Here is a 13024-nt window from a genome sequence, read left to right as displayed (position 1 = left end):
GTCGCCCGACGGCTGGGCTAATCGCCGCCGCCTCCGCCGCCCCCGTCACCGCCTCCTCCGTCACCGCCTCCTCCGTCGCCCCCGCCGCCGTCGCCGCCGTCTCCGCCGTCGCTGCCCCAGCCGTCGCCGCCCCCTGGTTCGTTGTCGTCGCGGTCCCTGCCGAGGTTGCTGAACCAGGGGCGGTCCCAGGCGGCGTCGTCCGTGCCCCGGCGGGAGAGGTGAGCGGGACGGAATCTGGCCGTGCCCGTGGTGTCGCCGAGGCCGAAGGAGACCGCGACCGCGTGGGCCATCACGGCGTCCAGGGGGTCGGGGCTCTCGTGGTACACGTCGGCCAGCGGCAGCAGTACGGTGCCGGGGGCGGGGGTCGTGCCGCGGGGCGGGCGGGTGAGGACGGCGATCCTGGTGCCGTCGCGCAGCAGTGACGAGCTCACCGCGGTCTCGCGGCGCAGGGTCCACTGCCGGTCGGGCAGGCGAATCTCGACCTTGTTCCTGGACTTGCGGAGCTTCTTGCGGAGTTCGAGCCCGGTGGGGATGTCACCGACGGTCAGGACCAGGCCGTGAGCCCGGTCGGCGGAGTCGAGGAGGTAGCCGTGCGGGGCTCTGAGCCGTACGGCCGGGGCGTGCGGGCCCCAGACGTCCACGCGCACCGAGCGGCGGTCCACGGCGACGGTCACCGGTCCGGCGGGGGCGTGCGCGTAACGGCGCGCGATCCACAGCGGTACGCCCTCCGCGTGCGCCCGCGCGGCCAGGGCGGCCACCTGGTCGGGTCCGCCGCATCTGCGCACCGCCAGCCCGCCCAGCGCACGGGCGAACGCGGCGGCCTGACGTGTTTTCAGAGGAACGCTGGTTCCGGTCACCCGGGTGACCGGGACGATGCCGCGGTCGGGCGGCAACGATGCCAGGGGGCGTTCGCTGCCTCCGCCACCGAGCCACTGTCCGCGCAGGAACGCTTCTGCCATGGCGGCGAGGTTCAGCTCGTCCAGCGGAGTCGTTCGGCCTCCTCTGCGCAGCCCGCTCTCGGTGAGTTCCACGGTGCGGGCCAAGGGGTTCCGGGACCGTTCTCCGTAGAGCACCTGGTTCAACGTCTTCCCCTTCCTGCTCCGTCCGCTGTCGGGGTAGACACTCTCCGGCCGTGGCTCGGTTCCATGATCGGGGTACGGCGAGGGCCCGGTTCCCCGTCCTGGTGGACGGGGAACCGGGCCCTCACTCCGGTTCCGGCGACCTTACGTCGTCAGTGGGAGTGGCCGTGGCTGTGTCCACCGGCGGCCGGCTCTTCCTCTTCCTTCTTCTCGACGACCAGGGTCTCGGTCGTGAGGAGGAGGGAGGCGATCGAGGCGGCGTTCTCCAGGGCGGAGCGCGTCACCTTGACCGGGTCGATGACGCCGGCCTTGATCAGGTCGCCGTACTCGCCGGTGGCGGCGTTGTAGCCGCTGCCCTTCTCGAGCTCGGCGACCTTGGAGACGATGACGTAGCCCTCGAGGCCGGCGTTCTCGGCGATCCAGCGCAGCGGCTCGACGGCGGCCTTGCGGACCACGGCGACACCGGTGGCCTCGTCGCCGGTCTTGCCGAGGTTGCCCTCGAGGACCTTGACGGCGTGGACCAGCGCGGAGCCACCACCGGAGACGATGCCCTCCTCGACCGCGGCGCGGGTCGCGGAGATGGCGTCCTCCAGACGGTGCTTCTTCTCCTTCAGCTCCACCTCGGTGGCGGCGCCGACCTTGATCACGCACACGCCGCCGGCCAGCTTCGCGAGGCGCTCCTGGAGCTTCTCGCGGTCCCAGTCGGAGTCCGTGGTCTCGATCTCGGCCTTGATCTGGCCGACGCGACCGGTCACGTCCTCCTTGTTGCCGCCGCCGTCGACGACCGTGGTGTCGTCCTTGGTGACGGTGACGCGGCGGGCGGAGCCGAGCACGTCCAGGCCGACCTGGTCGAGCTTGAGGCCGACCTCCTCGGCGATGACCGTGGCGCCGGTGAGGACGGCCATGTCCTGCAGCATCGCCTTGCGGCGGTCACCGAAGCCGGGCGCCTTGACGGCGACCGCGTTGAAGGTGCCGCGGATCTTGTTGACGACCAGGGTCGACAGGGCCTCGCCCTCGACGTCCTCGGCGATGATCAGCAACGGCTTGGAGGCGTTGGCCTGGATGACCTTCTCCAGCAGCGGCAGCAGCTCCGCGATGGAGCCGATCTTGCCCTGGGTGATCAGGATGTAGGGGTCGTCGAGGACGGCCTCCATGCGCTCCTGGTCCGTCACGAAGTACGGCGACAGGTAGCCCTTGTCGAAGGCCATGCCCTCGGTGAAGTCCAGCTCCAGACCGAAGGTGTTGGACTCCTCGACGGTGATGACACCGTCCTTGCCGACCTTGTCCATCGCCTCGGCGATGAGCTCGCCGACCTGCTGGTCCTGGGCGGACAGCCCGGCGACGGCGGCGATGTCGGACTTCTCGTCGATCGGACGGGCCGAGGCGAGCAGGTCCTCGGAGACCGCGGCGACGGCGGCGTCGATGCCCTTCTTCAGGGCGGCCGGGGAAGCGCCGGCGGCGACGTTCCGCAGGCCCTCGCGGACCAGCGCCTGGGCCAGCACGGTGGCGGTGGTGGTGCCGTCACCCGCGATGTCGTTGGTCTTGGTCGCCACCTCCTTCACCAGCTGCGCGCCGAGGTTCTCGTACGGGTCCTCGATCTCGACCTCGCGGGCGATCGTGACACCGTCGTTGGTGATGGTGGGGGCGCCGAACTTCTTGTCGATGACGACGTTGCGGCCCTTGGGGCCGATCGTCACCTTCACCGTGTCGGCAAGCTTGTTGACGCCGCGCTCGAGGGCGCGACGGGCGTCCTCGTCGAACTTCAGGATCTTCGCCATGGGAGCGGTTCAGCCCTCTCGGAAAGCGTGGGTGAAACGAACTGCGCCCCTGACGCCCGGCTTCATAAGGTCGCGGGGGCCCGGGGCGCAGCTCAAAAGCAATGTGCTTCGGTGGAAGCGGGTGAACTACTTCTCGATGATCGCCAGGACGTCGCGAGCCGAGAGGACGAGGTACTCCTCGCCGTTGTACTTCACCTCGGTGCCGCCGTACTTGCTGTACAGCACGATGTCGCCGGTCTTGACGTCGAGCGGCAGGCGATCGCCGTTCTCGAAGCGGCCCGGGCCCACGGCCAGGACGACGCCCTCCTGGGGCTTCTCCTTGGCAGTGTCCGGGATGACCAGGCCAGAGGCGGTGGTCTGTTCGGCGTCGAGCGGCTGGACCACAATGCGGTCCTCGAGCGGCTTGATGGCAACCTTGGAGCTGGTGGTCGTCACGATCCGACCTCCCCCTTCGGAGATCTCACGGGGTTAACTGTCTGAGGTGGCGACCAGGTGGATCCGTCGTCGCGGGTGCCGGACCTGCCCGTCGCGCATTGGCACTCTCCAGGGGGGAGTGCCAGACCCGAGACTATGACCGGGATTAGCACTCGGTCAAGCGGAGTGCCAGTTGCCGTGCGGCGCGTCGGAGGCCGCGGGCGCCTCTGGGCACCGGGTTGCGCAGCTGACGGTGGTGCGTGACCGTCACTGAGGGCTGTGCCCCCAGGACCCCTTCGGCCCTGAACGGGCCATGTCCTCAAACGCCGGACGGGCTGGAGAGTGGGCGGTGCACGCCGGTGGCCGGCGTCCGGCCTCCGAGGTGAGCGGCGCGCCCAGCGGCCGGCGTACGAACACCGGCGCACGGACTGGAAGGTGAGCCGTGCTCCCCCTTCCGGCATCGGATCCAGCCGGAAGGCACCCCGCGCGCCCCGGACGGCACCGTGGGGACCGGGAAGCGCCCCCCGCCCCGCCGCCGCCGGTTCAGGGACGGTCCGCGTGGTCCTCGAGCCTGCCCACCCTCAGCCCTCGCTGCTCCAACTCGCCCAGCAGCCGTACGGTCCGTTCCGTCAGCGACAGCGACGGCGCCTCGCCCGACGGTACGGAGATGATGTCGCCGGGTTTCAGGTGGTGGGGGCCGCGGGCGTAGGTGAGGTGGCCGTCGGCCTCCAGGGTGACCCGCCACAGGACCACCGCCGCGATGCCACAGCCGGCGGCGGCCCGCAGGGTGGTGGTGTCGTACGTGCCGTAGGGCGGGCGGAAGAGGCGGGGCCTGATGCCGAAGCGGGACGTGAGCTTGCGCTGCTGGCCGCAGATCTCGGCGCGCTGACCGGCGTAGGGCAGACCGCGCAGGGCGGGATGGTCGAGGGTGTGGTTCTGCAGACTCGCGCCGACCGCGCGCAGGCGGGCGAAGTGGGCGTAGCCGGGGCCCATCACACTGTCCGTCAGGAACATGCTGACGGGGAGCCGGCGTTCGCGGACCAGGTCGATGAAGCGGGGGTCGCGTTCGGCGCCGTCGTCGTAGGTGAGGAAGACGACCCGGTCGTCGGTCGGGATGTGGTCGATGACGGGCGGGAGGGCGGCCGGGGAGGGGGCACCGTCCGTTGCCGTCGCCCCGGCCGGTGCGGGCAGCCGGCCCGCCCCGTCCGGCGGAGCGCATCCGGCGGTCGCGGCCGGCAGGACGACGGCCGCGAGGAGGGCCGTCAGGACCCTCCCGCGCCTCACAGGTAGTCCTCCAGCCGCGCCACCGCGTAGCCCTCGGCCGTGGCCTTGTCCAGGAAGCGGCGGATCATGTCCGCCATGGTGCCCTTCCAGTCGTCGCGGCCCCGGAAGTGGGTGAGGACAATATCGCCGGGGCGCAGGGAGCGGTCCCACTCGCGGTACTCCCAGCGGTCGACGAAGACCTCCTCGTTCCAGAGAGGGACATGGGTGATCCCGCAGGACTTCGCGGCGCGCAGGGTGTTCTTGTCGTAGTTGCCGTAGGGCGGGCGGAAGAGGGCGGGGCGCTCGCCGTAGCGCTTCTCGATGATCTTCTGCATACCGCAGATCTCGCGCTTCTGGCGGGCGTGGGAGAGGGCCGGCAGGTAGGGGTGGTGGAGGGTGTGGTTGTGCAGGCCGACGCCCCGGTCCCGCATCTTCCTGAAGTAGCCGTAGTCCTCCTTGACGAGGTAGTCGCTGAGGAAGGCGGTGTACGGGATCTTCAGTTCGCTCATCATCCGCAGGAACGCCGGGTCCTTCTCCTCCCCGTCGTCGATGGTGAGGAAGAGGATCTTCTTCTTGGTAGGGACCGTGGTGAAGACCGGCGGCAGCCCCAGCCGGCGGTGGCCGTCGACCTCGAAGCCGTCGCGGGTGGTGATCTTCGGCTTCTTCGCCGGTGGTGCCGGGGCCGTCAGAGGCACCTTCTTCAGGCCCCAGCGTTTCGCGGCGGCGACCCGCGCGGCGTGTGCGGCACGCAGCTTGGTGGCGTAGGAGTCGAGCGCGCGGGCCGGGGGCGCCTGGAGGGGCTGCTGGCCGCCCGCCGGTGCGACCCTCTCGCCGCCGTCCGGTCCGCAGGCCGAGGCGAGGGTGGCGAGAGCGAGTACGGCGAGACCGGTCCGCGCACCCCGCAGCGGCCACTTTTTATCATTTTGTCCTACTGCTCGCATGGGGCTGGATCATCGCAGCCGGACCGTCCGGCTCCGGCCCGACACCGCGGCCTGAGGCGTACGGTCCACCGACTGGCCCACAATGACCCGGTGAACGACCTCGCCCCGCTCCTCACCCCCGAAGGCCGCGCCCTCCTCGACGAGGTGCGCGACACCGAACCGGCGCACGAACTCGCCGTCGCGACCCGGCTGCGCCGCGAACACCCCGCCGAACTGGTGTCGGCCGCACTCGGCCAGGCGCGGCTTCGGCAGCGGGCGGTGGCGAAGTTCGGGGCCGAGGACGCCCGGCGGATGTTCTTCACACCGAACGGGGTCGAGCAGTCGACCCGGGCGAGTGTGGCGGCGTACCGGGCCGGGCGGTTCAAGGAGCTCGGCGTGGCCTCCGTGGCCGACCTGTGCTGCGGGATCGGCGGGGACGCGATCGCGCTGGCCCGCGCCGGCATCCGGGTGCTGGCGGTGGACCGGGACCCGCTCACCGCGGCGGCCGCGCGGGCGAACGCCGACGCGCTGGGGCTCGCCGACCTGATCGAGGTGAGGGAGGCGGACGTGACGGAGGTGGAGACCGCCGGCTACGACGCCGTGTTCGTCGACCCGGCCCGGCGCGGCGGGCGGGGCCGCATCTTCGACCCCGAGGCGTACTCGCCCCCGCTGTCCTGGGCGGTCGAGGCGGCCCGTACGGCATCCCGTGCCGCCGCGCTGAAGGTCGCGCCGGGCATCCCGCACGAGGCCGTCCCCACCGACGCGGAGGCCGAGTGGATCTCGGACCGCGGGGACGTGAAGGAGGCGGTGCTGTGGTTCGGCGCCGGGCAGGCGGCCCCGGTCCGCGCGACCCTGCTTCCCGGCCCGCGCACCCTCCCCTCCCGGGGACTGCCCGATCCCGCCGTGCGTCCGCCCGGCCGGTATCTGTACGAGCCCGACGGCGCCGTCATCCGGGCGCATCTCGTCGCCGAGGTCGCCGAGCGGCTCGACGGCGGGCTCGTCGACGCGACCATCGCCTACATCACGGCGGACGAACACCGCCCGACGCCGTACGCCACCGCCTACGAACTCACCGACCGGCTCCCCTTCAACGTCAAGAAACTCAAGGCGCTGCTGCGGGAGCGCGGGGTCGGCACGCTGACCGTGAAGAAACGCGGATCGGCCGTCGAACCGGAGGAACTGCGCCGCAAGGTCCTGCCCAAGCCGCACGGCTCCGCGTCCGTCACGGTCTTCCTGACCCGCGTCGACGGTGCCCCGGCCATGCTGCTGGGGCACCCGGCGCGGTAATCACGCGAGGGCGGCCCGTACGGCCGTGGGGCCCCCACACCGGCCCCCACCGGCGGCGCGGCAGCGACCCCGCGATTGAACCGCCGGCGCCCCCGGCACCCCCGGCGCCGCACAGCCCCACGCCCGCCGCGCGGTGCCCCCTCCGCCGCGGTCCTCCCGCCCCACCCCGCGTCCACCGCATCCCGGCGTGCCACTGCCGCCACCCGGTGCGCCGATCAGCCGTCGGCCTCCACCGCCCGGCGCGTCAGCAGCTCCCGTTCACGTGCGTTGCGGGTGAGCGACGCCGCCCGCTCGAACTCCGCCCGGGCCTCCCGCGTACGGCCGAGGCGGGCCAGCAGGTCGCCGCGGAGCTGGGCAGCAGGTGGTAGTCCCGAAGCGCCGGAACGCCGGTCAGGGCGTCGACGAGGGGCAGTGCGGCGGCGGGGCCCTCGGCCATGGAGACGGCGACCGCGCGGTTGAGTTCGACGACCGGTGAGGGGGCGCGGGAGGCCAGCAGGGCGTACAGGGTGGCGATGCGGGGCCAGTCGGTCTCCTCGTAGCGGTGGGCGTGCGCGTGGCAGGCGGCGATGGCCGCCTGGAGGACGTACGGGCCCGGGGCCCCGGCGGCGGTGGCGTCGGCGCGGGTGAGGGCGGTGACACCGCGGGCGATGAGCATGCGGTTCCAGCGGGAGCGGTTCTGGTCCCTGAGGAGGACCGGTTCGCCGTCCGGGCCGGTGCGGGCGGCGGCGCGGGATGCCTGGAACTCCAGGAGGGCGGTGAGCCCGTGCACTTCGGGCTCCTTCGGCATCAGCCCGGACAGCACCCGGGCCAGCCGCAGCGCGTCCTCGCAGAGCGCGGGGCGCAGCCAGTCGTCGCCGGCCGTGGCGGCGTACCCCTCGTTGAAGATCAGGTAGATGACGTCGAGGACCGAGCCCAGGCGGGCCGCGCGATCGGGACCGTGGGGAACCTCGAAGGCGACGTTCTTCGTCGCCAGGGTGCGTTTGGCGCGCACGATGCGCTGGGCCACCGTCGGTTCCGGTACGAGGAAGGCGCGGGCGATCTCGGTCGTGGTCAGGCCGCCGAGCAGACGCAGGGTGAGGGCGGTGCGGGCCTCGGCGGACAGCACCGGGTGGCAGGCGGTGAAGACGAGGCGGAGCAGGTCGTCGTCGATGCCTTCCGGGTCGGCGGGCTCCTCCGGCGGGGCCGTCACCATCGACTGGTCCCGGCCGATCTCGGCCAGCTTGCGGGCGTAGGTCTCCCGGCGGCGGATCAGGTCGACGGCGCGGTTGCGGGCGGTGGCCGTGAGCCAGGCGCCCGGGTTGTCGGGGACCCCGTCCCTCGGCCACTGCTCCAGCGCGGCGACGAGGGCGTCCTGGGCGAGTTCCTCGGCGATGCCGACGTCCCGGACGATGCGGGTCACGCCGGCGATCACCCGGGGGGACTCCATGCGGAACACGGTCTCGACGGTCCGCGCCGTCTCTGCGTTCGCACCTGCGCCTGCGTCCGTGCCTGTGCCTGCGCCTGCGCCTGCGCCTGCGTCCCTGCTCGCACCTGCGCCTGCGTCCATGCCCGTGCTCGTGCCTGCGCCCGTGCTCGTGCCTGCGTCCGTGCCTGTACCGCGGGGGCCTGTGGAGGGCTGTGGTGTCACAACCCCCCATCAGACACCCGTACGGCGGCGGATCCAAGGAAGGAACGGGGTGCGGGGGGTGTCAGCCCTCCACCACCTCCCGCACCTCGCAGGTGACCGTCCAGTGCTCCTCGTGCACCTTCAGGAAGCGCTTGGTCCACTCGATCGCCTCGGCCTTGTCCTTGGCCTGAAGCATCGCGTAGCCGCCGATGACCTCCTTGGTCTCGGTGAACGGGCCGTCGGTCACGGACAGCCGGCCGCCCTCGTAGTGCACCCGGGTGCCCTGGGCGGTCGGGGTCAGCCCGGCGGTGTCCAGCAGGACCCCGGCCTTGGTCATCTCCTCGATCAGCTCGCCCATCCGCTGCATCAGCTCGGAGCTGGGGCCGCCCTCGGGGGCGTTGTTCTCGTCGATCCGGATCATGGAGAGATAGCGCGGCATGGTGGCTCCTCGCATCGTGCGGGCCGGGTCCTTCCCGGCCTCTCATCCCCGTGTCGAACGGGAGGAGTGGGAATCGACATCCGCGCGGCACCTTTTTTCGGCGTCGGTCCCCGCCGCGGACCGGCGCTCGCCGCTCACCGCAGCGAGGCCCACAGCTCTCCCGCCTCCGGCTCGTCCGCCACCACGCGGTCGCGGTCCCAGGGCGCGGGCAGCACCGGCATGGTCACGGTGATGTTGTCGTTGAGCTGCCAGTACACCCAGCCGGCCGCTCCGGCACCCAGCACGAGCAGGCCCGCCAGTGAGAGCCCTGTGATCTTCAGTACCCGCGCCCGCCGGCCGGCCCGTATGCCCGCACCGTCGGCGCCGTCCCCGTCACTCCCGGCGCCCCCGCTGTCCCCGGCCCCGCCGTTCCCGGCCCCGTCGTTCCCCTGATGTCCCGTCACAAGCGTGAACATAAGTCCGAATTATGACGAGCAACGACTACGGGTCAGTTTCTTGCGAAATTCTCAGACTTCCGACGTCTCGAAACTTTCGAAGGGACTCACGCCCCACCCGGCGCCGCCGTACTGCTCCGCACCACCAGACTCGTCGCCAGCTCCACCCGGGTCGCCGCCGCCACGTCCCCGCCCTTGCCGAGGTCGAGGACCAGCTTGGCCGCCGCCTCCGCCATCTCCGTCAACGGCTGCCGTACGGTCGTCAGCGGCGGCCCCACCCAGCGGGCCAACGGCAGATCGTCGAACCCGACCACGCTCAGGTCCTCCGGGATCCGCAGACCCAGCTCCCGGGCGGCTTCGTACAGACCGAGCGCCTGGAGGTCGTTGCCGGTGAAGATCGCGGTGGGCCGGTCCTCGCGGTCCAGCAGGGCGAGACCCTGCCGGTAGCCGGCGTCGTGGTGGAAGTCTCCGGCCACGATCAGTCCCGGATCCACCGGGAGCCCGGCCGTCTCCAGGGCGGCCCGGTAGCCGTCCACACGGGCGCGGCTGCACATCATCCGCGAGGGTCCGCTGATCGCGCCGATCCTGGTGTGCCCCAGCTCGATGAGATGCCGGGTGGCGGCCAGTCCGCCCTGCCAGTTGGTCGCGCCGATGGAGGGGACATCGGTGCCCGGGTCACCGGCCGGGTCCATCACCACGAACGGGATGGAGCGGCTGGTCAGCAGGGCCCGCCCGGACTCGTCGAGGCCGGACAGTACGAGGATCACGCCGTGCGGGCGGCGCGCGGCGACCTGGTCGGCCCAGGTGCGCCCCGGTGTGAGTCGCCCCGCGCTCTCGGAGAGCACCACGCTCAGCCCCGCGTCCCGGGCCACGTTCTCCACGCCCCGGATGACCTCCATCGCCCAGGCGCTCTCCAGCTCGTGGAAGACCAGGTCGATCAAGGGGGAGCGGGTGGCCTCGGCGCGCCGGCGCCGGTAGCCGTGGGCGCGCAGCAGTCCCTCGACCCGGCTCCGGGTGCCGGGAGCGACATCAGCACGACCATTGAGGACCTTCGAAACAGTCGGCGCGGAGACACCGGCCTCGCGGGCGATTTCGGCAAGCGTCGCGGTCTGTGCGCTGCGCCCTTGCGTCCGGGTTTCAGCGGGCTGCGGGGAAGTCATGGGCGCGATCGTATCCCCGCCTGCCCTCTTGACGAAGACCTCCGCACACCATAGGTTCCCGGAACATTCGGCAATTATGCCGAAACATTCGAGCAGCCGTGTCCGTGAGAGAGCCGTTCGTCCACCCGACAGGAGCTCCATGACCACCGCGCCCTGGCGTGACCCCGCCCTGCCCGCCGCCGCCCGCGTCGACGACCTGCTCTCCCGGATGACCCTGGAGGAGAAGACCGCCCAGCTGTACGGCGTCTGGGTCGGCGCCGACACCGACGGCGGGGGAGTCGCCCCGCACCAGCACGACATGACCGCCGACCACGACTGGGACGAGCTGATCACCCACGGCCTCGGTCAGCTCACCCGCTCCTTCGGCACGGCCCCCGTCGATCCCGACCTCGGCGCGCAGGCGCTGGCCCGCGCCCAGCGGCAGATCACCGCGGCCGGCCGCTTCGGCATCCCGGCGGTCGCGCACGAGGAGTGCCTGGCCGGTTTCACCGCCTGGCAGGCCACCGCCTACCCGGTGCCGCTCGCCTGGGGCGCGAGCTTCGACCCCGACCTGGTCGAGGACATGGCCCGCCGCATCGGCCACGACCTGCGCTCGGCGGGCGTCCACCAGGGTCTCGCGCCCGTCCTGGACGTCGTACGGGATGCACGCTGGGGCCGGGTGGAGGAGACGATCGGCGAGGATCCGTACCTGGTCGGCACCATCGGTGCCGCCTACGTACGCGGCCTCGAATCCGCCGGGGTCGTCGCCACCCTCAAGCACTTCGCCGGGTACGCGTCCTCGGCAGGGGCGCGCAACCTGGCGCCGGTACGGGCCGGGGTACGGGAGTTCGCGGACATCACCCTGCCGCCGTTCGAGATGGCGCTGCGCGAGGGCGGGGCGCGCTCGGTGATGGCCGCGTACACCGAGACCGACGGCGTGCCCGCGTCGGCCGACCCCGGGCTGCTCACCCAACTCCTGCGCGGAGCATGGGGCTTCACCGGCACGGTCGTCTCCGACTACTTCGGTGTCGGCTTCCTGCAGAGCCTGCACCGGGTGGCCGGCACCCCCGCGGAGGCGGCGCACACGGCGCTGCTGGCCGGCATCGACGTCGAACTGCCCACGCTCAACTGCTACGGCAGCCCCCTGTCGGCGGCCGTCCGGGCCGGCGATATCCCGGAGGAACTGGTCGACCGCGCGGCCCGCCGCGTACTGCTCCAGAAATGCGAACTGGGCCTCCTGGACGAGGACTGGGTCCCGGAGCCGAAGGCGCTGATCGACCTCGACTCCTCCGGGAACCGAGAGCTGGCCCGCCGCCTGGCCGAGGAGTCCGTGGTCCTCCTCGACAACCCCGACGGCCTGCTCCCCCTCTCCCCCGACACCCGGATCGCGGTCGTCGGCCCCCGCGCGGCCGACGCGCTCGCCATGCTGGGCTGCTACTCCTTCCCCTCCCATGTCCTCACCCACCACCCCGGCGTCCCGGCCGGTATCGCGATCCCGACCGTGCTGGAGGCGCTGCGCGCCGAACTGCCCGACGCCAAGGTGACGTTCGCGACAGGATGTGACACCTCCGACCCGGACACCGTGGGTCTGGAAGACGCGGTCACGCGCGCCGCCGAGGCGGATGTGTGCGTGGCGGTGCTGGGCGACCGGGCAGGCCTGTTCGGCCGGGGCACCTCCGGCGAGGGCTGCGACGCCACGGACCTGAACCTCCCCGGCGTCCAGGCGGAGCTGCTGGACGCACTCGTCGCGACCGGCGTCCCCGTCGTCCTGGTGCTGCTCACCGGCCGCCCGTACGCGCTGGGCCGCTGGCAGGGCCGCCTGGGCGCCGTCGTCCAGGCCTTCTTCCCCGGGGAGGAGGGTGGCCCGGCGGTGGCGGGAGTGCTGTCGGGCCGCGTCCATCCCTCCGGCCGCCTCCCGGTGAGCGTCCCGCGCCTGCCGGGTGGCCAGCCATGGACCTACCTCCAGCCCCCGCTCGGTCTGGCCGGCGAGGTCAGCAACCTCGACCCGACCCCGCTGTACCCCTTCGGCCACGGCCGGTCGTACACGACGTTCGCGTGGGAGGGCGGTTCTGCCGGCGCCGCGCCAGTGGAGCTGGGTACGGACGGCTCGTACGACGTCCCGCTGACCGTCCGCAACACCGGCGACCGCGCCGGCGCCGAGGTCGTCCAGCTCTACCTGCACGACCCGGTGGCGTCGGTGACCCGCCCGGACGTCCGCCTGATCGGCTACCGGCGACTGGAACTCGCCCCGGGCGAGGCGGCGCGCGTGACCTTCCGCTTCCACGCCGACCTGTCGTCGTTCACCGACCGCTCCGGCCGCCGGGTCGTCGAACCGGGCGCACTGGAGCTGCGGTTGGCGGCCTCCAGCGCGGACATCCGCCACACGGTCCGGCTGCGCCTCACGGGCCCGGTACGCGAACTCGGCCCGGGGCGGCGGCTGCGGTGCGACGCGGAGGTGTCGCCGCTGGGGTGACCCGACGACACCCCTGACCGGCCGGGCAACCACAGGTACGGATGCGGGGCGCTCCCGCTCCCGCTCCCGCTCCCGCTCCGGGCAGAGCCTCTCGGACTCCGTCACCGCGCCCTCACCCGGGGGCAGTCGTCCCCGGCCTTCGGGATGGGCACGCGTGACGCGTCCGAGACTCCGCGGGGACAGGAGGATGTC

General features: G+C 72.4%; 10 protein-coding genes and 1 pseudogene. 2 read left to right on the top strand and 9 right to left on the bottom strand.

What is annotated here, in order from left to right; genetic code table 11:
* Positions 1 to 17 precede the first annotated feature (17 nt).
* The 5 genes from ACZ5C2_RS14800 to ACZ5C2_RS14780 form a co-directional block, all read right to left on the bottom strand.
* Positions 18 to 1073, bottom strand: a complete 1056-nt coding sequence (locus ACZ5C2_RS14800) for a hypothetical protein (protein WP_468790603.1) — start codon at positions 1071 to 1073, stop codon at positions 18 to 20.
* Between the two features lie 158 nt (positions 1074 to 1231).
* Positions 1232 to 2857 (bottom strand): chaperonin GroEL, encoded by a 1626-nt coding sequence (gene groL / locus ACZ5C2_RS14795; RefSeq protein ID WP_468790265.1) that lies wholly within the window; start codon positions 2855 to 2857, stop codon positions 1232 to 1234.
* A gap of 126 nt (positions 2858 to 2983) precedes the next feature.
* Complete coding sequence (gene groES / locus ACZ5C2_RS14790) at positions 2984 to 3292, bottom strand: co-chaperone GroES (RefSeq protein WP_149511938.1); 309 nt, start codon at positions 3290 to 3292, stop codon at positions 2984 to 2986.
* Between the two features lie 522 nt (positions 3293 to 3814).
* A complete protein-coding gene (locus ACZ5C2_RS14785; RefSeq protein WP_468790263.1) occupies positions 3815 to 4555 on the bottom strand; it encodes a polysaccharide deacetylase family protein in 741 nt (246 codons plus the stop codon).
* A complete protein-coding gene (locus ACZ5C2_RS14780) occupies positions 4552 to 5475 on the bottom strand; it encodes a polysaccharide deacetylase family protein (protein ID WP_468790261.1) in 924 nt (307 codons plus the stop codon). Before ACZ5C2_RS14780 ends, ACZ5C2_RS14785 begins: the two co-directional genes overlap by 4 nt.
* A 90-nt stretch (positions 5476 to 5565) precedes the next feature.
* On the opposite strand from ACZ5C2_RS14780, the gene ACZ5C2_RS14775 reads away from it, so the two are divergent.
* The gene (locus ACZ5C2_RS14775; protein WP_468790259.1) at positions 5566 to 6741 is read left to right on the top strand and encodes a THUMP-like domain-containing protein; all 1176 of its coding nucleotides are present in this window, start codon (positions 5566 to 5568) and stop codon (positions 6739 to 6741) included.
* A 215-nt stretch (positions 6742 to 6956) separates the two neighbouring features.
* Here the strand turns inward: ACZ5C2_RS14775 and ACZ5C2_RS14770 are convergent.
* The 4 genes and pseudogenes from ACZ5C2_RS14770 to ACZ5C2_RS14755 form a co-directional block, all read right to left on the bottom strand.
* Positions 6957 to 8167 (bottom strand): annotated as a pseudogene (locus tag ACZ5C2_RS14770) (RNA polymerase sigma factor).
* A gap of 262 nt (positions 8168 to 8429) precedes the next feature.
* Entirely contained in the window at positions 8430 to 8786 is a 357-nt protein-coding gene (locus ACZ5C2_RS14765; protein WP_468790257.1) for a YciI family protein, read from the bottom strand.
* Between the two features lie 134 nt (positions 8787 to 8920).
* Entirely contained in the window at positions 8921 to 9229 is a 309-nt protein-coding gene (locus ACZ5C2_RS14760; RefSeq protein WP_468790255.1) for a hypothetical protein, read from the bottom strand.
* Positions 9230 to 9327: 98 nt separating this feature from the next.
* Positions 9328 to 10380, bottom strand: a complete 1053-nt coding sequence (locus ACZ5C2_RS14755; RefSeq protein ID WP_468790253.1) for a LacI family DNA-binding transcriptional regulator — start codon at positions 10378 to 10380, stop codon at positions 9328 to 9330.
* A gap of 139 nt (positions 10381 to 10519) precedes the next feature.
* Here ACZ5C2_RS14755 and ACZ5C2_RS14750 point away from each other — a divergent pair, with 139 nt between their 5' ends.
* Positions 10520 to 12832, top strand: a complete 2313-nt coding sequence (locus tag ACZ5C2_RS14750) for a beta-xylosidase/alpha-l-arabinosidase (RefSeq protein WP_468790251.1) — start codon at positions 10520 to 10522, stop codon at positions 12830 to 12832.
* Positions 12833 to 13024 lie beyond the last annotated feature (192 nt).

This window comes from Streptomyces sp. NPDC031365, assembly GCF_055569765.1.
Note: the sequence above shows the minus strand (reverse complement) of the source record. Positions and strands in the feature narration are given on the sequence as shown.

What these genes read in the sequence shown, in the direction of transcription:
- groL (WP_468790265.1), bottom strand. Translation starts at nt 2,857, where the DNA reads ATGGCGAAGATCCTGAAGTTCGACGAGGACGCCCGTCGCGCCCTCGAG.
- ACZ5C2_RS14780 (WP_468790261.1), bottom strand. Translation starts at nt 5,475, where the DNA reads ATGCGAGCAGTAGGACAAAATGATAAAAAGTGGCCGCTGCGGGGTGCG.
- ACZ5C2_RS14765 (WP_468790257.1), bottom strand. Translation starts at nt 8,786, where the DNA reads ATGCCGCGCTATCTCTCCATGATCCGGATCGACGAGAACAACGCCCCC.
- ACZ5C2_RS14755 (WP_468790253.1), bottom strand. Translation starts at nt 10,380, where the DNA reads ATGACTTCCCCGCAGCCCGCTGAAACCCGGACGCAAGGGCGCAGCGCA.
- ACZ5C2_RS14750 (WP_468790251.1), top strand. Translation starts at nt 10,520, where the DNA reads ATGACCACCGCGCCCTGGCGTGACCCCGCCCTGCCCGCCGCCGCCCGC.